25 protein-coding genes are annotated in these 25,291 nt (G+C 60.3%); 10 read left to right on the top strand and 15 right to left on the bottom strand.

Translation table 11 applies throughout. From position 1 onward, the window contains the following. The first annotated feature begins 189 nt into the window (after positions 1-189). The gene (locus AC0Z4S_RS25885) at positions 190-1,047 is read left to right on the top strand and encodes a carboxylate/amino acid/amine transporter (protein ID WP_485625046.1); all 858 of its coding nucleotides are present in this window, start codon (positions 190-192) and stop codon (positions 1,045-1,047) included. 90 nt (positions 1,048-1,137) lie between these two features. On the opposite strand, the gene AC0Z4S_RS25880 is transcribed toward AC0Z4S_RS25885, so the two are convergent. Further along, complete coding sequence (locus AC0Z4S_RS25880; protein WP_485625045.1) at positions 1,138-2,436, bottom strand: mechanosensitive ion channel family protein; 1,299 nt, start codon at positions 2,434-2,436, stop codon at positions 1,138-1,140. Between the two features lie 191 nt (positions 2,437-2,627). Between AC0Z4S_RS25880 and AC0Z4S_RS25875 the strand changes: the two genes are divergently transcribed. Beyond that, a complete protein-coding gene (locus AC0Z4S_RS25875; protein ID WP_039761006.1) occupies positions 2,628-3,968 on the top strand; it encodes a DEAD/DEAH box helicase in 1,341 nt (446 codons plus the stop codon). A gap of 52 nt (positions 3,969-4,020) precedes the next feature. Here the strand turns inward: AC0Z4S_RS25875 and AC0Z4S_RS25870 are convergent, their stop codons facing one another. The 3 genes from AC0Z4S_RS25870 to AC0Z4S_RS25860 form a co-directional block, all read right to left on the bottom strand. Beyond that, positions 4,021-4,296 (bottom strand): hypothetical protein, encoded by a 276-nt coding sequence (locus tag AC0Z4S_RS25870; RefSeq protein WP_485625044.1) that lies wholly within the window; start codon positions 4,294-4,296, stop codon positions 4,021-4,023. Between the two features lie 103 nt (positions 4,297-4,399). After that, a complete protein-coding gene (locus AC0Z4S_RS25865; protein ID WP_110645024.1) occupies positions 4,400-4,573 on the bottom strand; it encodes a YhfG family protein in 174 nt (57 codons plus the stop codon). 256 nt (positions 4,574-4,829) lie between these two features. Beyond that, positions 4,830-5,573: a DUF899 domain-containing protein gene (locus AC0Z4S_RS25860; protein WP_485625043.1), complete on the bottom strand. Its 744-nt coding sequence runs from the start codon at positions 5,571-5,573 to the stop codon at positions 4,830-4,832. A 173-nt stretch (positions 5,574-5,746) separates the two neighbouring features. On the opposite strand from AC0Z4S_RS25860, the gene AC0Z4S_RS25855 reads away from it, so the two are divergent. After that, positions 5,747-6,139 carry a transcriptional regulator gene (locus AC0Z4S_RS25855; protein WP_485625042.1) on the top strand — a complete coding sequence of 131 codons (393 nt, stop codon included), beginning with the start codon at positions 5,747-5,749 and terminating at the stop codon, positions 6,137-6,139. 122 nt (positions 6,140-6,261) lie between these two features. Here the strand turns inward: AC0Z4S_RS25855 and AC0Z4S_RS25850 are convergent, their stop codons facing one another. From AC0Z4S_RS25850 to AC0Z4S_RS25840, 3 genes are all read right to left on the bottom strand, one after another. Continuing rightward, positions 6,262-7,131 carry a DUF6279 family lipoprotein gene (locus AC0Z4S_RS25850; RefSeq protein ID WP_485625041.1) on the bottom strand — a complete coding sequence of 290 codons (870 nt, stop codon included), beginning with the start codon at positions 7,129-7,131 and terminating at the stop codon, positions 6,262-6,264. 77 nt (positions 7,132-7,208) lie between these two features. After that, complete coding sequence (locus tag AC0Z4S_RS25845; protein WP_485625040.1) at positions 7,209-7,925, bottom strand: TorF family putative porin; 717 nt, start codon at positions 7,923-7,925, stop codon at positions 7,209-7,211. A gap of 203 nt (positions 7,926-8,128) precedes the next feature. Beyond that, positions 8,129-8,317: a hypothetical protein gene (locus AC0Z4S_RS25840; RefSeq protein ID WP_016985943.1), complete on the bottom strand. Its 189-nt coding sequence runs from the start codon at positions 8,315-8,317 to the stop codon at positions 8,129-8,131. Positions 8,318-8,656: 339 nt separating this feature from the next. On the opposite strand from AC0Z4S_RS25840, the gene AC0Z4S_RS25835 reads away from it, so the two are divergent. From AC0Z4S_RS25835 to AC0Z4S_RS25825, 3 genes are all read left to right on the top strand, one after another. Further along, positions 8,657-9,493 (top strand): CvfB family protein, encoded by an 837-nt coding sequence (locus AC0Z4S_RS25835; protein WP_329516059.1) that lies wholly within the window; start codon positions 8,657-8,659, stop codon positions 9,491-9,493. Between the two features lie 95 nt (positions 9,494-9,588). Beyond that, positions 9,589-9,981, top strand: a complete 393-nt coding sequence (locus tag AC0Z4S_RS25830; RefSeq protein WP_485625039.1) for a DUF2177 family protein — start codon at positions 9,589-9,591, stop codon at positions 9,979-9,981. Positions 9,982-10,233: 252 nt separating this feature from the next. Then, positions 10,234-11,163, top strand: a complete 930-nt coding sequence (locus tag AC0Z4S_RS25825; RefSeq protein ID WP_016771155.1) for a DMT family transporter — start codon at positions 10,234-10,236, stop codon at positions 11,161-11,163. Here AC0Z4S_RS25825 and AC0Z4S_RS25820 read toward each other — a convergent pair. Then, entirely contained in the window at positions 11,111-12,292 is a 1,182-nt protein-coding gene (locus AC0Z4S_RS25820) for an MFS transporter (protein WP_485625038.1), read from the bottom strand. The two genes, AC0Z4S_RS25825 and AC0Z4S_RS25820, sit on opposite strands and share 53 nt — an antisense overlap. 104 nt (positions 12,293-12,396) lie before the next feature. Here AC0Z4S_RS25820 and ptrR point away from each other — a divergent pair, with 104 nt between their 5' ends. After that, positions 12,397-13,290 carry a putrescine utilization regulator PtrR gene (gene ptrR, locus AC0Z4S_RS25815; RefSeq protein WP_485625037.1) on the top strand — a complete coding sequence of 298 codons (894 nt, stop codon included), beginning with the start codon at positions 12,397-12,399 and terminating at the stop codon, positions 13,288-13,290. A gap of 142 nt (positions 13,291-13,432) precedes the next feature. Further along, on the top strand, positions 13,433-13,561 hold the full coding sequence (locus tag AC0Z4S_RS25810) for a PA1414 family protein (RefSeq protein ID WP_003184145.1): 129 nt from the start codon (positions 13,433-13,435) through the stop codon (positions 13,559-13,561). Between the two features lie 161 nt (positions 13,562-13,722). On the opposite strand, the gene AC0Z4S_RS25805 is transcribed toward AC0Z4S_RS25810, so the two are convergent. From AC0Z4S_RS25805 to speB, 4 genes are all read right to left on the bottom strand, one after another. Beyond that, positions 13,723-15,102 carry a sodium:solute symporter family protein gene (locus AC0Z4S_RS25805; RefSeq protein WP_253500262.1) on the bottom strand — a complete coding sequence of 460 codons (1,380 nt, stop codon included), beginning with the start codon at positions 15,100-15,102 and terminating at the stop codon, positions 13,723-13,725. Positions 15,103-15,259: 157 nt separating this feature from the next. Continuing rightward, the gene (locus AC0Z4S_RS25800; RefSeq protein WP_485625036.1) at positions 15,260-16,771 is read right to left on the bottom strand and encodes a purine-cytosine permease family protein; all 1,512 of its coding nucleotides are present in this window, start codon (positions 16,769-16,771) and stop codon (positions 15,260-15,262) included. A 51-nt stretch (positions 16,772-16,822) separates the two neighbouring features. Continuing rightward, entirely contained in the window at positions 16,823-17,245 is a 423-nt protein-coding gene (locus AC0Z4S_RS25795) for a YybH family protein (protein ID WP_485625035.1), read from the bottom strand. 10 nt (positions 17,246-17,255) lie between these two features. Continuing rightward, positions 17,256-18,206 (bottom strand): agmatinase, encoded by a 951-nt coding sequence (speB, locus tag AC0Z4S_RS25790; RefSeq protein WP_003222717.1) that lies wholly within the window; start codon positions 18,204-18,206, stop codon positions 17,256-17,258. Between the two features lie 396 nt (positions 18,207-18,602). On the opposite strand from speB, the gene AC0Z4S_RS25785 reads away from it, so the two are divergent. Continuing rightward, complete coding sequence (locus AC0Z4S_RS25785) at positions 18,603-19,496, top strand: LysR family transcriptional regulator (protein WP_007956593.1); 894 nt, start codon at positions 18,603-18,605, stop codon at positions 19,494-19,496. A 6-nt stretch (positions 19,497-19,502) separates the two neighbouring features. Beyond that, positions 19,503-20,099, top strand: a complete 597-nt coding sequence (locus tag AC0Z4S_RS25780) for a tRNA-uridine aminocarboxypropyltransferase (RefSeq protein WP_485625034.1) — start codon at positions 19,503-19,505, stop codon at positions 20,097-20,099. 118 nt (positions 20,100-20,217) lie between these two features. On the opposite strand, the gene AC0Z4S_RS25775 is transcribed toward AC0Z4S_RS25780, so the two are convergent. The 3 genes from AC0Z4S_RS25775 to AC0Z4S_RS25765 form a co-directional block, all read right to left on the bottom strand. Then, complete coding sequence (locus tag AC0Z4S_RS25775; RefSeq protein ID WP_039761043.1) at positions 20,218-21,579, bottom strand: HlyD family type I secretion periplasmic adaptor subunit; 1,362 nt, start codon at positions 21,577-21,579, stop codon at positions 20,218-20,220. Between the two features lie 10 nt (positions 21,580-21,589). After that, positions 21,590-23,749, bottom strand: a complete 2,160-nt coding sequence (locus AC0Z4S_RS25770; RefSeq protein ID WP_485625033.1) for a type I secretion system permease/ATPase — start codon at positions 23,747-23,749, stop codon at positions 21,590-21,592. A gap of 145 nt (positions 23,750-23,894) precedes the next feature. Next, complete coding sequence (locus AC0Z4S_RS25765) at positions 23,895-25,253, bottom strand: TolC family outer membrane protein (RefSeq protein WP_253500273.1); 1,359 nt, start codon at positions 25,251-25,253, stop codon at positions 23,895-23,897. Positions 25,254-25,291: the final 38 nt, after the last annotated feature.

The raw sequence follows: 25,291 nt of genomic DNA, 5'->3' as shown, positions 1-25,291 counted from the left end.
CATCTCCTTGATGATGAGCAATGTGCCTATTAGAAAGTGTCCACCATGTCTCCGAACACCTGTCCACCATGTGTCCGGTACATACAGGGAGAGGGTCAGGGTGAGGGGCTTTTGATTCCGGCGCCGTTTGCTGTTGGAGCCCATCCGAAAAACCGCTATCGTCGCCGCCATTCGATTTTCGAGGCGAGCATGGGCTATCTACTTTTTGTCACGCTGATCCAGGCGTTTTCCTTCAGTCTGATCGGCGAATACCTGGCCGGGCATGTCGACAGTTACTTTGCGGTGCTGGTGCGTGTGGTGTTGGCCGGGCTGGTGTTTATTCCGTTGACGCGCTGGCGTTCGGTGGAGCCGGCGTTCATGCGGGGCATGTTGCTGATCGGCGCGTTGCAGTTTGGCGTGACTTACGTCTGCCTGTACCTGAGCTTCCGCGTGCTGACGGTGCCGGAGGTGTTGCTGTTCACCATTCTTACGCCGCTGCACGTGACGCTGATCGAAGACGCGCTGAACCGTCGCTTCAACCCGTGGGCGCTGGTTGCCGCGCTGGTGGCGGTCGGCGGTGCGGCAGTGATTCGTTTCGACAGCATCAGTCCGGACTTCTTCATGGGCTTCCTGCTGCTGCAATTGGCCAACTTCACCTACGCCGCCGGGCAGGTCCTGTACAAGCATCTGGTGGCGAAGCATCCGAGTGATCTGCCGCATTACCGCCGTTTCGGTTATTTCTACCTCGGCGCATTGATTGTGGTGCTGCCGGCGTTTCTGCTGTTCGGCAAGTCGAACTTTCTCCCGGAAGCGCCTCTGCAATGGGCGGTGTTGCTGTTTCTTGGGCTGGTGTCGACAGCGCTGGGCCTGTACTGGTGGAACAAGGGCGCGTGCATGGTCAACGGCGGCACGCTGGCGGTGATGAACAACCTGCATGTGCCGGTGGGTTTGTTGTTGAATTTGCTGATCTGGAATCAGCATGAGGAACTGGGGAGATTGTTCCTCGGCGGCAGTGTGATTTTGATGGCGGTGTGGATTAGCCGGTTGGGCATTAAACGCACTGCATAACCCGTGTAGGAGCTGCCGAAGGCTGCGATCTTTTGATCTTGAAAGTCAAAAGATCGCAGCCTTCGGCAGCTCCTACCTGTGATTCGTAAGTTACATCAGGTGTTTTTCCGGCTCCGGAATACTCGCCGAGCCCAACACCGCCGGCAGCAACCCCGCGCGCAAATCCCCGCCACTCGGCTGCTGATAAAGACTCAAGCCAAACTCCGGCAGCACCGCCAGCAGATAATCGAAAATATCCCCCTGAATCCGCTCGTAATCGGCCCACACCGTGGTGCGGGTGAAGCAGTAGATTTCCAGAGGAATGCCCTGCGCCGTGGTCTGCATCTGCCTGACCATGCAGGTCATGTTCGGCTGAATCTCCGGATGGCTTTTCAGATATGCCAGCGCGTAGGCGCGAAAGGTGCCGATATTGGTCATCCGCCGGCGGTTGGCCGACATGGCTGCGACATTGCCCTGCGCTTCGTTCCAGGCCTTGAGCTCGGCTTTCTTGCGGCCCATGTAGTCGGTCAGCAGGTGCACTTGCGAAAGCTTTTCTTCTTCGTCGTCGCGGATGAAGCGCACGCCGCTGGCGTCGATGAACAGGCTGCGCTTGATCCGCCGACCGCCGGACTGCTGCATGCCGCGCCAGTTCTTGAACGACTCGGACATCAGCCGCCAGGTCGGGATCGAGACGATGGTCTTGTCGAAGTTCTGCACTTTGACCGTGTGCAACGTGATGTCGACCACGTCGCCATCGGCGCCGACTTGCGGCATTTCGATCCAGTCGCCGACCCGCAGCATATCGTTGCTGGTCAGTTGCACGCTGGCGACGAACGACAGCAGGGTGTCCTTGTAGACCAACAGGATCACTGCCGACATCGCACCCAGACCGGACAGCAGCAACAGCGGCGAACGGTCGATCAGGGTGGCGACGATGATGATTGCGCCGAACACGTACAAGACCATCTTCGCCAGCTGCACGTAGCCTTTGATCGAGCGCGTGCGCGCATGCTCGGTGCGCGCGTAGATGTCGAGCAAGGCATTGAGCAGGGCGCTGACCGAGAGCAGCAGGAAGAGGATGGTGAAGGCCAGCGCGACGTTACCGAGAAAATTCATCGCGGTCTTGCTCAGTTCCGGCACCAGGTGCAGGCCGAACTGGATCACCAGTGACGGCGTCATCTGCGCCAGCCGTTGAAACACCTTGTTGTGGCGCAAATCGTTGATCCAGTGCAGCGCCGGTTGGCGGCCGAGCATGCGGCTGGTGTGCAGGATCAGGTAACGCGCCACGCGTCCGAGTACCAGCGCGATGACCAGCAGCACCAGCAGCGCCAGTCCCGATTGCAGCAGCGGGTGCTCTTCGAGTGTGCCCCAGAGGTCCTGGGCTTTGAGCCAGAGCTGTTTGATATCCATGAGCGAAACGTTTCTTCTGTAAGACGCGAGGGCCGATTAGAGCATTTAAGACGCTGTGTATTGCAGCGAGTGACAAATCGGGCAACAAAAAAACCACTGATTGTCGCCGTTTGCACAAAGAAACTCGGCCTGAGCGCTCGAAACCGGTAACCTATGCAGCTGTTTTTTTGCATATCTTCGAGGTAGCACCCGTGTTTTCCCAATTCGCCCTGCACGAACGCCTGCTCAAAGCCGTGGCCGAGCTGAAATTTGTCGAGCCAACGCCAGTGCAAGCCGCGGCCATTCCGCTGGCGCTCCAGGGGCGTGATCTGCGGGTGACGGCGCAAACCGGTAGCGGCAAAACCGCTGCTTTCGTCCTGCCGATCCTCAATCGCCTGATCGGCCCGGCGAAGATCCGCGTCAGCATCAAGACGCTGATTCTGCTGCCAACCCGTGAACTGGCCCAGCAGACCTTGAAGGAAGTCGAGCGTTTTGCGCAGTTCACCTTCATCAAGTCCGGCCTGATCACTGGCGGTGAAGACTTCAAGGTGCAGGCCGCAATGCTGCGCAAAGTGCCGGACATCCTCATCGGCACCCCGGGGCGGATGATCGAGCAGCTCAACGCCGGCAACCTCGACCTCAAAGAAGTCGAAGTGCTGGTGCTCGACGAAGCCGACCGCATGCTCGACATGGGTTTCGCCGAAGACGTGCAGCGTCTGGTCGATGAATGCCCGAACCGTCAGCAGACCATGCTGTTCTCCGCCACCACCGGCGGTTCCGGTCTGCGCGAGATGATCGCCAAGGTCCTGAACAACCCTGAGCACTTGCAGCTCAACGCGGTCAGCCAGCTGAACTCGACGACTCGTCAGCAAATCATCACCGCCGACCACAATCAGCACAAAGAGCAGATTGTGAACTGGCTGCTGGCCAACGAGACCTACCAGAAGGCCATCGTCTTCACCAACACCCGCGCCATGGCCGACCGCATCTACGGCCGCCTCGTGGCCCAGGAATACAAGGCGTTCGTGCTGCACGGCGAGAAAGACCAGAAGGATCGCAAACTGGCGATCGATCGTCTGAAGCAGGGCGGTGTGAAGATCCTCGTCGCGACCGACGTTGCCGCCCGTGGTCTGGACGTCGACGGTCTGGATCTGGTGATCAACTTCGACATGCCACGCAGCGGCGACGAATACGTACACCGCATCGGTCGTACCGGCCGCGCCGGCAACGATGGTCTGGCGATCTCGCTGATCTGCCACGGCGACTGGAACCTGATGTCGAGCATCGAGCGCTACCTGAAGCAGAGCTTCGAGCGCCGCACGATCAAGGAAGTCAAAGGCACCTACGGTGGACCGAAAAAGGTCAAGGCTTCGGGCAAAGCCGTCGGCGTGAAGAAGAAAAAGACCGACGCCAAGGGCGACAAAAAGAAAACCGCCGCCAAGACGCCGACCAAGCGCAAGAGCGTGAACCGGCCGAAGCCGGATTCCCTGGTCAGCAGCGACGGCATGGCCCCGCTCAAGCGCCGCAAGCCGGCAGAGCCAGCGGCTGAGTAAGCTTTAGCAGCGCACATAAAAAAACCGGACATCGTCCGGTTTTTTTTTCGCCTCAACTGTCGGCTTTTTTCTCCGCCGACCCCAGTTCTTTCAAACGCTGATCGATCAACTGGCACTTGTCCGGCAGATCGGCGCTGGCCGTGCCCAGATCCATTTTCTGCAACTCGGCGTTGATCTCCTTGGCCTTGGCCGGATTCTGCTCGGTGAGCTTCGAGACTTCCTTGGCCAGTTGCTCGCGTTTGATCGTCGCCTCTTCTGGCGTACAGGCCCAGACGGGCAGGGCGCAGGCGAGGCTGGCGACGAGGGACAGCTTTATCAGGGTTTTCATGGGCAGGCCTCAGTTCCGGTTAAGGCGGGTTAACCGGTTGAGGGCTGAAGCGTGATGAAAGTTCAGTAAGCTTCGCAGCACGAGAGCGGATCAAAGTCCACAGCTACGTTTCAGCTAATTGCAGGATAGCTTTCAACGCGGCCTCTCGCGTCGGCAGCTTGATCTCGCCTTCACAAGCAGACGGAACGAAACCTTCAAGGCGCAAACTCGCTGCGAAGTTGGCTTTGCGATGCTTGGCAAACCAGATTTTTTTGGTTTCTAAACTGAGCTTTTGCATTGGCGCCTATCCATGTCAGATCCTCGTATTATAGCGGACGCACATCCGCAGAGCCCTGTTGGCTTAATACGGCACAAACGGTACAGCGTTGAACAACATTTCGACGTGCGTGCCAAATTCACAACCAGACATTGTTCTCCGTGGGAGCGAGCCTGCTCGCGAAACAGGCGACACGTTAGCACCGCCTTGCCGTGTAATCGTTTTTCGCGAGCAGGCTCGCTCCCACAGGTCCTCGTGTGTTTTCTCCACAGTGAGCTCAAGACCGCTGCTCACCCTGACAGCAACCCGACTTCGGCGCACCGTCATAGCGATCATGATGCCGAACCCATTCCATGATCTCGTCTTCATTCCTGCCCTTGGGCGTGAGATCCAGATAGTGGTAGGCGCCAACCAGCATGTCCAGGCCGCGCGCGTATGTTGAATAAGTGTGGAAAATCTCGCCTTTGTCGTTGCGATAAAACACGCTCAACCCGGGCATTTCTTCCTCGGCGCTGTCGGTTTTTTCGTAGTTGTAAGTAGCTTTTCCCTCGGCGACGTCTTCAGCCCGGGCGCAGACGCCGAAGTCATAGTTGAAGTCGCAGCCCGCTGACGAGACCCAGTCGAATTTCCAGCCCATGCGCTGTTTGAATGCCTGAAATTCGTCGAACGGCGCATGGGAAACTGCGACGACCGAAATATCGTGGTGGGCCAGGTGCTGGTTGGCGCCGTCGATGTGGTCGCTGAGGAACGAGCAGCCCTGGCAGCCTTCCTCCCAGCCTTTGCCGAACATGAAGTGGTAGATGATCAACTGACTGTGGTTGCCAAACAGGTCGTTGAGCTTGAGCTCGCCGTTCGGCCCCTGGAAATGGTAGTCCTTGTCGATTTTTACCCACGGCAGGGTGCGGCGCTCGGCGCTGAGGCGGTCGCGTTCGCGGGTAAAGGCTTTTTCGTGAGCCAGATGCTGTTGACGGGCGGCGATCCATTCTTCGCGTGATACCACTGGATGATTTGCAACGTTCATGACGATGTCTCCTGCGGATTGAACCGGCTGTTTCAGACTAGTCGTTCAATCCGCAGCGGAATCGACACACCGCCGGTCGGTCGGCGCGAAGATATGCGGCTGAACGGCTGCGCAGCGCTTGGGTCACAACCTTGAAAGCGGCACAAATCATTCGCACCGGAGGTTGGATCAGGATGACGACTTATAACTGGGATTTGATTGAACGTTTGCTGCACGAAGTGCAGAACAGCGCGGGCCACAGCTTCGCTCCCCGCGCTTATGCCGAGGACCATGCGGCCGAGAAAGCCAGCGCTGGCGAGCCGATCGAGAATCTTGATCACTTGAAAACCCTGGCCTGTGACTATGAAAGTCTGCTGCTTGACCGTGGATTCATCGAGCCGCGTCCGGATCATGAAGGCAGTACCGGCAACAATTTCATTCTGACGCCGCGCGGTTCCAGCCTGCTCAGCCTGATCGACAGCAGCATTCCCGGCAATGACCACCCGCGTCAGGTGCTGGATGAGCAGGAGGATGCGCTGGATGAGGTGACGTTTGATGAAGTCGCTTCAAAAGCTCAAATCGCCTGAGTCACCGATCTAGCCCTGTGGGAGCGAGCCTGCTCGCGAATACGATCTGCCAGTGACATTTGAGCTGGCTGGCACTCCGTCTTCGCGAGCAGGCTCGCTCCCACAATGGGCCATTGGAGTATTCACGATTTCTGCGCAGCCTTCAGGCACTTCAGGTCATTGAAGTCTTTGCGCACACCTTCGATCTTTTTCAGCAAGCGCTCACGCTGTTGCGGCGTGCTCTCTGCCATCAAGTCCACAAACAGCGAGCGCGCCTGCGCTTCAGTATTGGCATAGGCCTTGCGGTAATCCGCTGTCCATAAGCGTTCGCGGTTGACCAGAAGCGTCTCGATGCGTTGTGGGAATTCCGGACTTTTGCGTTGTGCAACGGCGGCGCTGAACTGTTGCTGCCAATGCGCACGGTTGGCGATCCATTGGGTGTTCTGATCACCCAAGGCGTTGGTCCAGGCTACGACGCGTTGTTTCTGCGTGTCGCTGAGCGGGCCCAGCCAATCATTCAGGCGTTTTTCCATGCGCTCGCCGCGCTCTTTGATCTGCTGGGCCAGCGGCGGTTTAACGTATTCCTGCTGTCGTTTGCGCAAATCCTTGGCGAACGCGTCATTCATTTCCGCCACCTGTTTATCGTCCAGGCCCTCCAGCAGCTCGATCGCCGACGGGGTGATCTCGCGGGCGGTTTCGGCAATCGCCTGTTTGGCTTCGGCGGTGCGCTCCTGCAGAGCGGCGTCGGTGACCTGGTTGCTTTCGACCATGGCCTGCAAACGGTCCAGCCAATCGAGGTAGCCCGGCAACTGCGTGGTGCAGTGCCAGCTCAGGTGTTCTTTGAGCCGGTCGTTGAACCAGTCTTTCTGCTCGCCGTTCATGTCCACGTAGTCGCTCAGCGACCACGGAATGATCACGTCGAGGTTACGGTAGGCCAGGCCCACGCGGCTGCAGGCGCCGAGGGCGAGGGTGAAGATCAGCAGGGCGGCAATCTGTTTGAACCAGCGAGACATGGGCAAATCCTTGCGAGAGCCTGGCGTCGGAAATCTGATTCTTATGTGATGCAGGATGCGCGCGGCAGTTCAGCCGATCAATAGAACGTGCGTACGGCCTTGAGGGTGACAAGGCCGTCGCACTCGCTGTTGTGCCCGGAATAGGCCGAGCAATCGCTGCCGCTCAAGCTGGAATTGCTGTAGATCAGATCGAGATCGACACCCATGAATGGCCGCGACAGTTTCACCGACCAATCGGTGAAACTGCTGATATATCCACCGTCCACCGCCACCGGCGTGTTCAGTTGATGGGTGGTGTACTTCATGCTCACACCAATGCCGAACGGCTGATTGCCACTGAGATCGGCAAACAAGGTGTTGTTCTGTTTATCCGGGTCGTTGCTAAGCGCGATACCGAAACGGCTGCCGAGAAGAGTCAGGCCACCAAACAGCTCCTGGCTGTCGAGCGTGTCAACGCGGGGATAGCTGTAGTGAATCATCCCGACTTCATAGCCGAGCACCTGATCGAAAGGTTGCTTGAAGCCGACGTAGGAATCGATCTCGAGGTTTTTGCCCGGCGTGATGCCCATGCTCGGCGCGTACTGGCCGAAATACACGCCGCTGTCGTGGCTCAGATCGAGGCCGCCGTGGAACGAGCCGACCGCCGCCGGTTTGACCAGTCCCTGGGCCATGCTGCGGCTGGGCGTGGTGCCGAGCTTGAGATCGAAGTCGCCCAGTTGACCCTGAAAAACCTGCGCGTGCGCGGTCGCGCCTGAGAGCAGGCTGACGAACAATAAACAGGGAAATGGGCGCATGCGTCACTCCATGAACCGCGAGCGCAGGGCGAATGCCTGCTGAAACGCTTGATCTAGACGCGTGCAAGGATACCGGCGAATGCTCGGCATTGATGGCCGTTCGTCGATTTTCGGGGATATTTGTTTAAAGCGAAGGGGGGTGGTGCGGTGCCAGTCCAGGCGCTTCGAAGCTCAAAGCGCCTCTGGACGGGGTAAAACCGGTATTACTTCTTGCCCAGGCTGATCTGCTTGGACGGGCCGAACGTCTGGCCACTGACGCCTTTGGCAATTTGCTGGATCTCGCCGCCGGACTTGAGGAACGCTGCGATCTGATCGTTGATCGATTCGCTGGTTTCAACGGCTGGAGCTGGCTTTGCTTTGCTGGTGGATGCTTTTACACGCATGGCGGCCATTAACCTGTAGAAAAGTAACTCGGCCAGGCATCGTACAGGAATAACTTGACAATAGCTTGGTAAATATCCCCGGAAATAACCAACCGCAGCGCTGCATTATTGCCCGATCGATACTATTAATATGTCGCTAACCGCCTGTTTTAAATAAGAACATCTGATCAGGCCGAGACCTTTTGGCGCAGCCATGAGCCGCCTGGCCGAACTGACGAGCGGCACCTCCCGGGGCAGTGATCAAGCAAAATCACCACGTTGAAGCAGATTTCCCGCTGCGAGGATCTGCCGCCCGACGTTTGCGGCAAAAACGGGTAGAATGCCGCCCACGTATTGAGGGTTTCGGAAATGGCTTTAGTCGGGCGTTACAACAGTTTGCAAGTGGTTAAACACACTAACTTCGGTTTATATCTGGACGGCGGTGCCGATGGCGAAATTCTTTTGCCCAACCGTTATATCCCCAAAGATATTCCCAGCGAAGATGAAGACTGGCTCAACGTATTCATCTATCTGGACAGCGAAGACAAACTTCTCGCCACCACGGAAAAACCGAAAGTTCAGGTCGGCGAGTTTGCCAGCCTGAAAGTGGTTGAAGTCAACAGCATCGGCGTGTTCCTCGACTGGGGCCTGCCGAAGGATCTGCTGCTGCCGTACTCGGAAGAAAAGCGCCAGATGACCGCTGGCGAATACTGCGTGGTGCATGTCTACCTCGACAAACACACGCGGCGCATCACCGCCACTGCGCGCCTCGATCGTTATCTCGACAAGACCCCGGCCACTTACAGCCCGGGCCAGGAAGTTGATCTGCTGGTAGCCGAAGCCACCGACATGGGCTTCAAGGCGATCATCAACAACAAGCACTGGGGCTTGATCCACAAGAACGAGATCTTCAAGTTCATGCGTTCGGGCATGCGCGAGAAAGGCTTCATCAAGGAAGTGCGCGCCGACGGCAAGATCAGCCTGAGCCTGCAACCGGTTGGCCAGGAAGCGGCGAGCAGCCTGAGTTCGAAGATCCTCGGCAAGTTGCGCGAAAACAACGGCACCCTGGCGGTCAGCGACAAGAGTGATCCGGCATTGATCAGCAGCCTGTTCGGCGTCAGCAAGGGCAACTTCAAGAAAGCCATCGGCTCGTTGTACAAGGAAGGCAAGATCGTCATCCACGCCGATCGCATTGAACTAACCTGACTCACCGCAGGCCCATGGTAGGAGCTGCCGAAGGCTGCGATCTTTTGATCTTGATCGCGAAAATCGGCGGCTCCCACCTCTAAAGGGATGAGCCAATGAAAAAGGCGCTGATCGCATACGTCTCAACGCTACTGACGTTTCTGCTGCTCGACGGCATCTGGCTCGGGCTGCTGATGGCGCCGACCTATCGCGAACTGCTCGGTTCGCTGATGCTGGAAAAACCGCTGCTGTTCCCCGCAGCGGTTTTTTATGGCCTGTACGTCATTGGCTGCGTGGTGTTTGTCGTGTTGCCGGCGCTGAGCTGGCAGCGCGCGGCGAAGCTGGGAGCGCTGTTGGGGCTGGTGGCATACGGCACCTATGACCTGACCAATTGGGCGACATTGCGCGACTGGTCGGTGCAGGTGAGTTTGCTGGATTGGGCGTGGGGGACAGTGGCGACGGCTGTTGCCTGTACTGTGGGTTATCTGGTGGCGAAGCGATTCGCCTGACTGATCCAAAAGCTTTATCGCTAGTGCTGACCTCTTCGCGAGCAGGCTCGCTCCCACATGTTCACCGAACCCTCTGTGAGAGCGGGCTTGCCCGCGAACGACGGCGCAGCCGTCAGCCATTCACCTTTGCCGCTCCAGGCAAATTAAAGGTCTTTTCCAGACGGCTTTTTCCGCGCATCTGATTGATAATCCCCGACACTGTTTTCTGACCAATGGATGGCCTGCCATGTTGTGTGTGTTCGAGGAGTCGCGATGAGTGCCGAGCGGCGCAATGCCGACGGTTTTGCCCTGCAAGTGATGATCGGCCTGTGCCTGATCTGGGGTGTGCAGCAAGTCCTGATCAAATGGGCGGCAACGGACATCGCGCCGGTGATGCAAGCGGCGGGGCGCTCGGGGATTTCCGCGTTGCTGGTCGGTTTGCTGATCTGCTGGAAAGGCGGTTGGGATCAGGTCGGCAGCACTTGGCGCGGCGGCTTGCTGGCCGGTGCGCTGTTTGGTCTGGAGTTCCTGTTCATCGCCGAGGGCCTGCAACTGACTACTGCCGCGCACATGTCGGTGTTCCTCTATACCGCGCCGATCTTCACCGCACTCGGTGTGCATTTCCTCCTCGCCAGCGAACGCCTGCGCCCATTGCAATGGCTGGGGATTCTGCTGGCCTTCATCGGCATCGCGATTGCCTTCGCCGGCGGTGTGTCGTGGGACAACCTCGACCGCCGCATGCTCCTGGGCGATGCCTTCGGCGTGCTCGCGGGCGCTTGTTGGGGCGCGACCACTGTAGTGGTGCGCGCCTCGCGATTGTCGGAAGCACCGGTGACGCTGACCCTGTTTTATCAACTGATGGTCGGTTTCATCGGCCTGCTGTTGATCGCGCTGTTCAGCGGCCAGATCACCCACGTCAGCCTGACCACCGTGGCGGTGGCCAGCGTGCTGTTCCAGGGCCTGGTGGTGTCGTTCTTCAGTTATCTGGTGTGGTTCTGGCTGCTGCGTCGTTATCTGGCGGCCAACCTGGCGGTGTTCTCGTTCATGACGCCGTTGTTCGGCGTGACCTTCGGCGTGCTGCTGCTCGGCGAACAGTTGAGCCTGAACTTCGTCATCGGCGCCGTACTGGTGCTGCTCGGCATCACTTTCGTCAGCGCCGAGCAGTGGCTGCGTCGGCGTTTGCGCAAGGCGCTGGGCCAGTAGCCTTGGCCTGCATCGCCAGCGCGCCGGCCAGCAACAGGCCGGCACCGGCGATCAGCAGCGCCGGCTGCAAACCGCCGCTGAAATGGCTGCTCAGCGCCGCCAGCAGCGGGCCGCTCAGCTGGCCGACGGCGAAGCACGCCGTGAGCATCCCGGCGTTGCGCTGGGTAGCGTGGGGTGCCAGTTCTCGCGAGCGCTGCATGACCAGTTGCATGCAGGCCAGAAACGGCGTGCCGCAGAGGATCACGCCCAATGCCAGACCGAGGCCGCTGCCCAGCAGACAGGCGAACACACCGGCCGCTTGCAGCCACAACGTCGCCATCAACCAGTGCCGCGTGGTTTCGGGAGCGTGCCGGCGCAGGCTCACCATCCACACACCGATCGCCGCGCCGAGGCCGAAGCATGGCCAGAACAGATCCGCCTGCCACTGGCCATGAAACTGCGCGTTGGCCATTTGCGCCAGAAACGTCGCCGGAATGATGTAGCCGATGCCGTAGAGCGCATACACCAGCGCCAACCGGCCAATCCCTCGGTTCGCTGACGTCGCAGGGGTGATCGCCTTCTCCGCTACCGCCGCGGGATGCGGTAACAACCGCCAGACGCCAAGCATCATCAGCAACGCGGCGGCTGCGTAAATCAGCCACAGCGTCGCCGATGTCTGCTGCAATTGATGTGAGATCAGGGCCAGCAACCCTGTCAGAAAAATTCCCAGGCCCGGCCCGGCGAAAACCAGAGCGCCCCAGCGCGGACGACCCGCTACCGCCGCCAGCGGTTGACTGAGCGAGGTGATCATCACCAATACCCAGGCACTTGCCACGCCGGTGCCAAAGCGCAACAGCAGGTGCGACCAGAAACCGTTGGCCCAGAACGACGCCAGTGTCAGCAGCACGCACAGCCACAACCCGCCATGCAGCCGTCGCTGCACCTGTTGCGGCCGCTGCGCGAACATCGCATCGAGCGCCCCGAGCAGATAGCCGAGATAGTTGGCGGCTGCGATCAGACCGGCGGCGGTGAGGTCGATCTGCCCTTCGCTGAGCAGGTGCGGCATCTGGGGCGTCAGGGCGAAACGGCCGATGCCCATGGCCAGCATCAGGGCCACGAAGCATGCAGATAAACGTATCAACGGCGACATGGTCGGGCTTCCGTCAGAGGAACAATGACCGTCAGGCTAGGACCGATTGACTTTCTTTAAAATTGAATAATAGTGAGTAACTTGTTCTGTTCAGGAGAAAACAGGTGGAATTCAGCCAACTGCGGATTTTTCAGGCGGTCGCCGAGGAAGGCTCGATCACCCGCGCCGCCGAGCGCCTGCATCGCGTGCCCTCGAATCTGTCGACCCGGCTGAAACAGCTTGAGGAGCAGCTGGGTGTCGAACTGTTCGTCCGCGAACGGCAGCGCTTGCAGTTGTCGCCGGCGGGCAAGGTGCTGCTCGACTACACCGGCAAACTTTTCGCTCTGCGCGATCAGGCCAGTGCGGCGGTGATGGGCGGGCAACCGGCCGGGGATTTCGTGCTGGGCACCATGTACAGCACGGCGGCGATCCATCTGCCGGCGTTGCTGGCGCGTTATCACAAGCAGTACCCGATGGTGAATTTGCAGGTGCAATCGGCGCCGACCGGCGAATTGCTCGAAGGATTGCTCACCGGCCGCCTCGACGCAGCATTGGTCGACGGGCCGCTGGAACTGGCCGGGCTCGATGGCGTGCCGCTGTGCGAGGAGCGGCTGGTGCTGATCACTGAAATCGATCACCCACCGGTACGCAGCGCGCGGGATGTCGAGGGGCGTGCGGTGTTCACTTTCCGTCAGGGCTGCTCCTACCGCATGCGCCTGGAGGCGTGGTTTTCTCACTACCATGCGGCGATGGGCCGGCCGATGGAAATCGAGTCGTATCAGGGCATGCTCGCCTGTGTGATTGCCGGCAGCGGTGTGGCGTTGATGGCCGAGTCGATGCTCGCCAGCCTGCCGGGTCGCGAAAGCGTCGCCGTGCATCCGTTGGCCGAGCCGTTCGCGGGTGCGACAACGTGGCTCATGTGGCGCAAGGGCATGGCCGGGGCCAACCTCAATGCCTGGATTGATGTGCAACAAGCGGTCTATCCCGCGGCTTTGGCGCATGAGCGCAAAACAGCGTGAACCAATCGCAGCAGATCCTGTTCAATTCAGTAACAGATCATTGCGGATTTGGTCGAGCATTGCGTAGGACTTCGGACTATTATCAGTGCGAAGCGGCCTCAGAATTCCGGCAGCTCAGCACCACCCTGAAGGGGGCATGACGATGAAAGAGAAAATCCAGAACTGGCTGCACGATTTGGGAGTTGCCCTCGGTTTGATCGAACCGCCTCTGCAACCGGTACCGATTCGCACGGACGACGAACAGCGTCGGCGCCAGCCACGTCGGCGTTAACCCCTCCGATCAGAGATTTCAAGATCGCAGCCGTCGGCGGTTTCTACAGATTGTAGAAGCTGCCGAAGGCTGCGATCTTTTGCTTTCCGCCAGGCGAAAAAAACGGGTGTGGCCACCGACGCCACACCCGCTGAAGAAAACATCAAGTCGTTACAGCAGATTCACACCGCAGTTGCCACGGTCGCCGGGCGACGGGACAACAGGCTGACCACGACAAAACTCACCAGGCCAACGGCCAGGCTGTAGTAGATCGGCGTGTTGGCATCCAGACCATCCTTGAACATGAACAGCAGCGCCGTAGCGAATCCCAGGCCCATGCTCGCGATCGCGCCCGCGGTGGTCGCACGTTTCCAGAAAATCGCCCCGATCAGCGGAATCAGCATGCCACCGACCAACAGGTTGTAGGCGAGGGTGAGGGCGCTGATCACGTCATTGACCACCAGCGCGATCCCCAGAACCACTACGCCAGTCAGCAACGTGAACAGGCGGTTCACGCCCAGGCTCGACTGCTTGCCGCCACGCAGTTTCGGCAGCAAATCCTCGGTCAGCGTAGTGGCTGCAGCGAGCAGACCGGCGCTGGCGGTGGACATCATCGCCGCCAGTGCAGCCGCGATCACCAGACCACGGATGCCGTCCGGAAGTGACAGTTTGACGATGGCCGCGAAGGCGTTGTTGACGTTGTCCAGATCCGGAATCAGCACGTGCGCAGCCATGCCGATCAGTGCGCAAGCCAAGCCGTAAACGATGCAGTAGATGCCAGCGATGCTGCCGGCGTATTGCGCGACTTTTGCGGTCTTGACGGTGAACACCCGTTGCCAGATGTCCTGGCCGATGAGGATGCCGAAGAAGTAAATCATGAAGTAGGTGATGATCGTATCCCAGCCGATCGTGGTGAAGTTGAACGCAGTGGCCGGCAGTTTCAGCACCAGCTCATCCCAGCCGCCGACGCGGTACAGGCAGATCGGCAACAGGATGAACATCAGGCCGACAGTCTTGATGATGAACTGGACGATGTCGGTCAGGGTCAGCGACCACATGCCGCCGATCGCCGAATAGATCACCACCACGCCACCGCCGAGCAGTACCGAAATCCAGAACGGCAGGCCGAACAGCACTTGCAGCACGGTGCCGATCGCGAGGATGGAGGTCACGCCGATCATCAGCGCATAAGCCAGCATGATCGCCGCGCTCGCCGAGCGGGCCATCGGGTTATAGCGTTTTTCCAGGACCTGGGTGACGGTGTAGATCTTCAGTTTCAGCAGCGGCTTGGCGAGGAACAGGTTCAGGGCAACGATGCCGCAACCCAGCGCCGCACACAGCCAGAAACCGGAAATCCCATGCACGTAGCCCAGCCGCACGGTGCCGACGGTGGACGCACCGCCCAGCACGGTGGCGGCCATGGTGCCCATGTACAGGCTCGGGCCGAGGTTGCGGCCGGCGACGAGAAAGTCTTCGTTGGTCTTGGCCTTGCGCATGCCGAAGTAGCCGAGCAAGAGCATGCCGGCGGCGTAGATGAGGACGACGAATAAATCCAAAGCCATGATGGCGTGTCTCCGATTGTCTTTTTTATGGTGAGGCTGAATTCGAATCTCCCTGTGGGAGCGAGCTTGCTCGCGAAGGCGTCAGCACATTCAAACCTGATGTGATTGACAGATCGCTTTCGCGAGCAAGCTCGCTCCCACAGGGTTTTGTGTTTGGTCAGGCGGCTTGGCGTAACGTCGGTTTAGTCGTGGCGTTCACGCCTTGACTGCGGACATCCTTCGGCCCAAACACTTCGCGCGGTTCCGGAAACAGCTTGAGCAGCGTCAGATACACCACCGACGCCAGGCCCAATGTAACCGGCAAGCTGATGTCGATGCCGCCCGCCAGTTCGCCCAGCGGGCCGACGAACTGCCCCGGCAGGTTGACGAAGCACAGGCCGACCAATGCGCTGGGGATCCATGCGCCCAGACCGCGCCAGTTCCAGCCGTGGTTGAACCAGTAGCGTCCGCCTTGTTCGCCGCGGGTGAACACCTGCAGATCATCCGGGCAATAGAAGCCGCGCCGCACCAGCAGGCCGATGATCATGATCACCATCCACGGCGTGGTGCAGGTGATGATCAGCACGGCGAAGGTCGACACGCTCTGCACCAGGTTCGCCGCAAACCGGCCGATGAAGATGAAGGCGATCGACAGCACGCCGATCAACAAGGTCGCCTTGACTCGGGAGAGCACGCGTGGGAACACGCTGGACATGTCCAGGCCGGTGCCATACAGCGAAGTAGTGCCGGTGGACATGCCGCCAATCACCGCAATCAGGCACACCGGCAGGAAGAACCAGCTCGGCGATACCGCCAGCAAGCCGCCGACGTAGTTGTTCGCAGCGATGTAGTCCGGCGCTTTGATCGCCACGATAGTCGCGGTGGCGAGGCCGAACAGGAATGGAATCAACGTTGCCAGTTGCGCGGCGATCACCGCCAGCATGATCCGACCCTTCGGCGTTGCACGCGGGATGTAGCGCGACCAGTCGCCAAGGAACGCACCGAAGGAAATCGGATTGCTCATCGCCACCAGCGCCGCGCCGATGAATGCCGCCCAGAATCCGCCCTGACCCAGCGCCACGCTGCCGGCGTACTGGCTGTCGAAAGCAGGGGCGAAGGCGAAGATGCCGAGCAGGAACAACAGGCTCGCGGCCCACACCGCAATGCGGTTGACCCACAGCATGAAGCGAAAACCGTAGATGCACACGGTCAGCACCAGCAGCGCGAAGAGGCCATAGGCCAGGCCGAGAGTCAGGTCGGTTTCCGGCAGGTCGACGAGGCGTTTGGCGCCGCCGACCAGCGCATCACCCGAGCTCCACACTGACAGCGAAAAGAACGCGATCGCCGTCAGCAACGACAGGAACGAGCCGACGATCCGCCCGTGCACGCCGAAGTGCGCACCGGAAGACACGGCGTTGTTGGTGCCGTTGAGCGGGCCGAACAGGCCCATCGGCGCGAGGATCAGCGCACCGACCAGCACACCCAGGACAATCGCCCAGACACCGGCCTGAAACGACAGGCCGAACAGCACCGGGAAACTGCCGAGCACCGCGGTGGCGAAGGTATTGGCGCCGCCGAAGATCAAGCGAAACAAGTCGCTGGGTCGGGCGTCGCGCTCATGATCCGGGATCTGTTCGACCCCGTTTGTTTCAATGCTGCTAAGGCTTTTTTCGTTGTTGTTGTTATTCATGATCTGCTCCGATCATCAGGCGCGCTCATCGTGCGTGAGCGTCACCATTGGCTAAGGGGGTGGCAGCCCTTCCGGCATTGCGGACAAATGTTCGTGACAGGCCAGCCATAGGCCTTGTTGTTCTAGGCTCGACGCTTGTTTGCGGAAAACAATCGTCTCGCGCTCCTGGCTGAAGTGTTGCTCCCCTTGCATGCGCAGCTCGGTGGCCACGTCATGGATGAAAATCGCCACGTCACCCTGCAGGCTGACAAAGGCGTTGCTCGAGGTGCACGACAGCACCTCGAAACCGTCCTCGGCACGCCAGCTATCCCACAAGGCCTGATAGGCATCGCGCGACAGCAATGGCTGCTCGAGGGTGTAGAAAACGAAACTTGCATCGGCGCTGAACGCGCCGAAATAAGCTTCGCGATCGTTACGGGCGAAGGCGGACACCAGATCGGCGGCCGCTTGCAAAACCTGATCACGTGCGTGCATGACCCGCCCCTCAGCGATGAACCACGCCAGGCAGTACGCAGAGCATTTCGTACAGCAGGTTGGCGGCCAGCAGCGAGGTGTTGCCGGTGGTGTCGTAAGCGGGCGAAACTTCTACCAGATCGCAACCGATCAGGTCGAGGCCCTGGCAGCCACGGACGATTTCAATCGCCTGAATGGTCGTCAGGCCGCCGATTTCCGGGGTGCCGGTGCCGGGCGCCCAGGCCGGGTCGATGCCGTCGATGTCGAAACTCAGATACACCGGACCGCCACCGACTTTCTCGCGCACTTCGGCCATCAGCGGTGCCAGCGACTTGTGCCAGCACTCTTCGGCCTGCACCACGCGGAAACCCTGATCGCGGCTCCAGTTGAAGTCGTCGGCGGTGTAACCCTGGGCGCGCAAGCCGATCTGCACCACGCGGTCGCAATCGAGCAGACCTTCTTCGACGGCACGACGGAACGTGGTGCCGTGGGCGATCTTCTCGCCGAACATGTGATCGTTGACGTCAGCGTGCGCATCGATGTGCACCAGGCCAACCTTGCCGTGCTTTTTATGGATCGCGCGCAGGATCGGCAGGGTGATGGTGTGGTCGCCACCCAGTGTCATCGGGATGACGTTGTGCTCGAGAATGTTGTCGTAGGCTTCTTCGATGATGCGCACGGCGTCGAGAAGGTTGAAGGTGTTGATCGCCACGTCACCGATGTCGGCCACCGACAGCGAGTCGAACGGTGCGGCGCCGGTGGCCATGTTGTACGGGCGGATCATCACCGATTCGGTGCGGATGTCGCGCGGCCCGAAGCGTGTGCCGGGGCGCAGCGAAGTGCCGATGTCCAGCGGCACGCCAACGAAGGCAGCATCCAGGCCGGCAGCGGTCGGTACATGGGGAAGTCGGAGCATGGTGGCGATGCCGCCGAAGCGCGGCATTTCATTGCCGCCCAGTGGTTGGTGAAGAATCTTGTCCACGGGTAGGGCCTCATCGTCTTTGTTTTATTTATGCCGGCGCGCCGTTGAGCACAGGTTCGGACGCCGCTGTGGGGCCGATGATGCGAAATGTAGTGACGCGGAAGAATCGCTACGGGCAAAAACTTAGTTCAGATTTTTCTAAACTAATGGGCGAGGTAGGATTAGACTTTGGCGGGTTCGAATGGTGTGTTCGGCTGGGGATTGTTGCCCTCACCCCAGCCCTCTCCCAGAGGGAGAGGGGGCCGATCTTCATGGCTTCTGAATCCTGAGTTCGACTCGATATTGCAGGTCGGCGTAGATCCTCATAACAACTCGGTAGGCTCCCTCTCCCTCGGGGAGAGGGCTGGGGTGAGGGGCTTTTCCCACAGAGACACAGCTGCAAAACCCGGAGCAGAAATGGCCAACGCTTTACCCGACCTGAAACTCCTGCGCATCTTCGTCAGCGTCGTGCGCCATCAGGGCTTTGCCAATGCGCAGCAGGAACTCAACCTGTCGACCTCGGCAATCAGCACTTACATGAGCCAGCTCGAAGCCGCGCTCGGTCTGGTGCTGTGCCATCGCGGGCGCGGTGGCTTCAGCCTGACCAGCAAGGGCGAGCTGTTCCATCAGGAAACCCTGCGCCTGCTGGCCGAGCTTGAAGGCTTCGAGCAATACGCCGCCGCGCTCAAGGGCGAACTGCGCGGCACGCTCAACCTCGGGGTGATCGATTCCACGGTCAGCGACAAGGCTTTGCCATTCGCCGAAGCCATCGGCGCCTACAGTCAGGAACACCCGGCGGTGCATTTGCATTTGTCGGTGATGAGCCCTTACGAATTGCAGCTCGGCGTGCAGGACAATCGCCTCGACTTGGCCATCGGCGCGTTCTCCACGCGCATGAGCGGTCTGGTCTACATGCCGCTGTACCGCGAGCAGCACTGGCTGTATTGCAGCAGTCGCCATCCGTTGTTCAACGAGCGGCGCATCCCCGAGCAGGTGATCACCCAGCAACGGATGGTCGGGCGTGGCTACTGGAGTCAGGCGGAACTGGCTCGGCACGGTTTCAAACACAGTGCCGCGACCGTGGAAAGCATGGAAGCGCAGCTGATTCTGGTGCTCTCCGGCGCGTACATCGGATATCTGCCGGAACACTACGCGCAGGCCTGGGCCGACAAGGGCGATTTGCGTGTCCTGCTGCCGGCGACCTTCGGTTATCAGGCACCGTTTTCGATGATCATGCGCCGCGGTCGCAGTCGCGAGCCGCTGATCCAGACCTTCCGCGATTTGCTCAAAGCGCAATTGAATCAGGCGTAACCCATCATGTCCCGACCCCAATGCCCGCGCTGCCTGCGCCCACAAACCCACTGCCTGTGCCCATTGATTCCGCACCTCGACAGCCGCACCCGGGTATTGCTGCTGCAGCATCCAAGCGAGGTCAATCACGCGCTCAATACTGCGCGACTGGCGGCGTTGGGGTTGAGCAATGCCGAGCTGATTGTCGGTGAGGTGTTCGACGATTTGCCGGCACTGTTGAACCGGCCGGGTTATCAGGCGCGCTTGCTGTTTCCGGCTGACGATGCGCAGCCGTTGCAGGCTTACGCGCCAAATGATCAGCCAATGTTGCTGGTCGTCCCGGACGGCACCTGGCGCAAAGCGCGCAAAATGCTGCACCTCAATCCGCTGCTGGCGGCGTTGCCACGAGTGACCTTGGCCGAGGGCGGTGCGTCGCGCTATCGCTTGCGCAAGGCTCCGGGACCGGGGGCGCTGTCGACTGTCGAGGCGATCGCGCAGGCGCTGGAAACCCTTGAAGCGCCGACGACGTTTGCGCCTTTACTGAAGCCGTTTGAAGCGCTGATCGAAGGGCAGATTGCGGCGATGGGTGAGGAGGTCTTCCAGCGTAACCATGGCGACAGATGATCATTGTCTGTGCGGGCTTCTTCGCGAGCAGGCTCGCTCACAAAGGGGAATGCATTCCAATTGTGGGAGCGAGCCTGCTCGCGAAAGCGCCAGATCAATCACCGCAATTCAAAGATCACTAGCGCTCACGCATCGCCTCAGTCCGCGCTTTCAGCACCGGTTTGAGCAGGTAATCCAAGACGCTTTTCTCGCCGGTAATAATGTCCACCGTCGCTACCATTCCCGGGATGATCAGCAGCGGTTTCACGTCGCCGCCCAGGTGGTTCTTATCAGTGCGCACCTGAATCAGATAAAAGCTGTTGCCCTTGTCATCGGTAATCGTATCGGCGCCGATCAGCTCGAGTTTGGCGCTCAGCCCGCCGTAAATCGTGTAGTCGTAGGCGCTGAACTTGACCATGGCTTTCTGGCCCGGATGCAGGAACGCGACGTCTTGCGGGCGGACCTTGGCTTCGATCAGCAGGTTGTCTTCCAGCGGCACGATTTCGACCATGTCGCTGCCCGGCTGAACCACGCCGCCAATGGTGTTGACCTTCATCTGCTTGATCACCCCGCGTACCGGTGAGGTCACCGTAGTGCGACTGACGCGGTCGTCGATGGCGATGCTCGAGGCGGTGATTTTCGACAGGTCGGTGCGTTTCTCGTTGAGCTCCTTGGCGGCTTCGGAGCGGAAGGTCTGTTCCGATTCGTCGATCTTGCTGCGGATCTCGGCGATGGCCGATTCGGCGCGGGGAATCGCCAGCGTGGTGGCGTTCAGCGAACCACGGATCTCCACCGCGCTGCGCCGCAGCCGGAGGATTTCCACCGGTGACACGGCGCCGGTTTTCACCAGCGGTTCGGACATGTTCATCTCTTGTTGCAGCAGCGCAAGGCTGGAGCTGAACTGGCCTTGCTTGGAGCGAAATTCGGCCAGCTCCTGGGTTTTCTGCCGCAGCTGTTCGCTGAGGGTGCGCTGTTCGCTGGCCAAGCGGCGCTGACGCTGTTCGTACAGCGAGCGTTCGTCCTCGGCGACTTGCGGTGCCTTGGCGATCACTTCGGCGGAGAGCTTGAAAGGTCGCCCTTCGGCCTCCGCTGATAGCCGTTCGACCTGCGCCGTCAGGGCGTAACGGTCGGCTTCGCTTTCGCCCTTGTTCGAGCGAAAGCGCGTGTCATCCAGACGCAGCAGGGTGTCGCCCTTGCCGACCATCTGACCTTCGCGAACGAAAATCTCGGTGACGATGCCGCCCTCAAGGTTCTGGATCACCTGAACCTTGCTCGACGGAATCGCTTTGCCTTCACCCATGGTCACTTCTTCGAGCACGGCGAATTTGGCCCAGACCAGCGCGGCGATCAGCAGTGCTGCCGCCAGCCACACGGTAATTCGCGATTTGCGCGGCGAATCCTGCAACGCGGCGCCGGCGGTTTCCGGCATGAATTCCGCTTCGGCGCTTTTGCCGAAACTGTCGAAATAGCCGCGCTTGTTGCTATCGGAGGAAGCAGGCATGGCGTAACTCCTAGACCGCCGCCGAGCCGACACGGCCCTTGCGCAGTGCGTCGATGACCGCTTCTTTCGGGCCGTCAGCGACGACCCGGCCGTTGTCCAGCACCAGCAACCGGTCCACCAGGCTCAACATCGCGGTGCGGTGAGTGACCAGCAACAGGGTTTTGCCTTGCACCCAGCCATGCAGTTTCTGCCGCAGCGCATCTTCGCTGCTGTTGTCCATGGCGCTGGTGGGTTCGTCGAGCAGCATGATCGGCGGATCGAGCAACAGCGCCCGCGCCAGTAATACCGCCTGACGCTGACCGCCGGAAAGCAGTTGTCCGCGCTCGCCCACCGGCCGGTCGAAGCCTTGCGGATGTTGCCGGGCCAGTTCGGTGACGCCGGTCAATTCGGCGACTTCGAGCATGCGCGAGTCGCTGATGTAGCGCGCTCCCAGGGTCAGGTTGTCGCGCAGGCTGCCGGCCAGCAGCGGCAGGTCGTGGGCGACGTAACCGATCTGCTGGCGCAGGTCAGCCACGTCCAGTTGGCGGAGGTCGAGGCCGTCGAGCAGCAGTTGGCCTTCCTCCGCTTCGTAGAAACCCATGACCAGACGCGCCAAAGTACTTTTGCCCGAGCCGCTGCGGCCGATGATGCCGACCCGCTCGCCGGGCTTCAGGCTGAAGCTGACCTCGCTCAGCGCTGGCGCATTCTGACCGTTGTAATGAAAGGTCACGCCGCTGACATCCAGCGCACCCTGCAACTGCGTGCGCTCCAGGGGCCGTTGTTTGCCGTCGCGTTCCTGCGGCAGGGCCATTAGCGCGTCGGTGCTTTTCATGGTCAGTTGCGCTTGCTGGTAGCGGGTGATCAGCCCGGCGATCTGGCCGAGCGGGGCGAGCACGCGGCTGCCGAGCATATAAGTGGCGACCAGTGCGCCGACACTGAGGTTGCCGGCGATGATGCTGTAGACCCCGGCGACAATCGTTGCCATTCCGGAAAACTGCTGAATGAACAGGGTGCCGTTGGTGGCCAATGCCGACAGGTTGCGCGCATGGCTGTCGAGGCGGGTGAGGGCGCCGTGGGTGCTTTCCCATTTGTGCTGGCGCTCGCTTTCCGCGCCGCAGGCCTTGAGGGTTTCCAGGCCGCCGAGGGTTTCGATCAGCAGCGCCTGACGCTCGGCGCCGAGGCTCAGGCTTTTCTGCACGGTGTCGCGCAGGCGCACCTGAATCGCCATGGCGAAAATGATGGTGATCGGAAACGCCAGCAGCGGAATCACCACCAGCCAGCCACCGAGCAGACCGATCACCACCAGCATCAACACCACGAAGGGCAAGTCGATCAGGCTGGTCAGGGTCACGGCGGTGAGGAATTCACGCAGGCCCTGAAAGTCGTGAATGCTCTGGGCGAAGCCGCCGATGGTCGCTGGCCGCGCTTTCATCGACATGCCGGTGATGCGCTCGAACAATGTCGCCGAAAGGATCACGTCAGTCTTTTTGCCGGCGGTGTCGAGCAAGTGCGCACGGACCACGCGCAGCACCAATTCGAAACCGGTGCCGATCAGCAGGCCGATCGACAGCACCCACAAGGTCGAGGTCGCCTGATTCGGTACCACGCGGTCGTAGGTCTGCATGACGAACAACGGCACCATCAGACCGAGCAGGTTGATCAGGAAACTGGCGAGGATTGCATCGCTGTACAGCCATTTCGACAGTTTCAGGGTGTCGCGAAACCACGCATGCACCCGGGGCACCAGCGGTGAGCGCAGGTCTTCGAGTTCGTGGCGCGGGCGGGCGAACAAGGCCTGGCCGCTGTAGTGCTCGTTGAGTTCTTCGCGACTGACCCATTGCTCGCCGCCATCGGCTTCGCTGGGCAGCAGCAGGGCTTTGCCGTCCTCGGCAAAACGCCGCAGCACGGCGGTGCGCCCGTCGTTGAGCAGCAGCAGGATCGGCAGGTTCAGCGGTGAGATGTCTTTCAAGTCACGGCGTAACAGTCGCGCCTGTAACCCGGCCCGCGCCGCTGCACGGGGCAGCAGATCCAGGCTCAGGCGCTGTTTGTTCAATGGCAATCCGGCACTCAGGCTGGCACGACTGACCGTGGCGCCGTGCAGCTTGCAGAGGATCAGCAGACCGTCGAGTAACGGATCATCGAAGCTCAAGCGCGGATCGACCCCGGTGGCGCCGGGTTCCATGCTGGTCATAGTGATTGCCTCTGTTGAACGGTGATGCGAGGTGAACACAGTCCCTGTAGGAGCTGCCGAAGGCTGCGATCCTGATCGTTCCCACGCGGAGCGTGAGAACGATCAGGATCAAAAGATCGCAGCCTTCGGCAGCTCCTACACGGATCTATTTCAACTCGGGCAGGCGCGCCTGGTTTTTCACTTCAGTCGTGGCAATCGCATCAGCCGGCAGCACCACGCGTTGTTTGCTCAGCAACTGGCCCATGTTCGCCAGCACGCGGTACATCGAGTATTCCTCGGTGTAACGGATTTCGGTGTAGCGACGGTTGGCGTTGTACAGCTCGTTTTCGCTGTCGAGCAGGTCGAGCAGGGTACGTTGGCCGAGGCCGAACTGGTCCTGATAAGCGACGCGGACGCGTCTGGAAGTTTCAGCGTATTCGCGAGCGGTCGGCGTTTGTTTCCTCGCGTTTTCCATGGCGTTCCAGGCCAGACGAATATTCTCGTTGAGCTGACGCAGGGCGTTGTTGCGGATGTCCATCGCCTGATTGATGTCGTGTGCGTTGGCGGCCAAGCGTGCCTTGTCGCTGCCGCCACGGAACAGGTTGTAGTTCATCACCACGCCGACACGCCATTCGTTGTCGTGGCCTTCGTCGCCCTGCACGTTGTTGTTCGCACCCACTGCCGCTTCCGCGTCGAAGCGCGGGTAGAACGGCGACTTGGCCACTTCGTACTGGCTCTCGGCGGACTGCACGTCAGCCTGGGCCGATTTCAGATACGGGTTGTTGTCGACCATGCTCTGCTGCGCTTCACGCAGGTCCGGCGGCATCTCACCGCGAGTCGAGGCCGGGGTTTCCAGCTCGTCGGGCATGCGTCCGACCACGCTGTAGAAATTCGATTCGGCATCGGCCAGATCGACTTCGGCGGTGTCGAGGTTGTTCTGCGCCAGTGCACGGCGGGCAACCGATTGATCGGAGTCGGCGGTACTGCCGATGCCGCGCTCGGTGCGCAGGCCGATCTGATCGTTGACCCGCAAGTGCGCCTGCAGATTGTTCTTGGCCAGCGTCACCAGCTCGCGACGCTTGAGCACTTCGAGGTAGACCTCGATGGTGCGCAGGGCCAGATCCTGTGCGGTGCCTTGCGCGTAATAGGCCCGCGAGTTGGACACGCCCTTGGTGCGCTCGACCTCGTTGGCGGTGTTGAAGCCGTCGAAGATCATCTGCCGCAAGCGCAGCTCCGATTGGGTGTAATTGAGGATTTCGGTGTTGTGATTACCGAAGGCGCGGGTGTTGGTGTTGTCGCTGTAGCCGCGACCGTAGGCAGCATTCAAATCGACCGACGGATAAAACCCGCCCTTGGCCACTTTCACCTGTTCATCTGCCGACAGGCGAGCGTCCACGCGCGAGGCCAGTTCCGGGTGCGTGGCGATGGTGCTTTGGATCGCCTCGGTGAGGTTCATCGCCTGGGCTTGGGAAGTGCAAGCCATGGCCAGCAAAACCGCGCTGCAGAGGGGGGTTAAAACGCGCATGGGTGCATCTCCCTGGATCTCAATGTTGTGTTACCGTC

This window comes from Pseudomonas sp. 1L-B-1-E-C1, from assembly GCF_057291835.1.
Note: the sequence above shows the minus strand (reverse complement) of the source record. Positions and strands in the feature narration are given on the sequence as shown.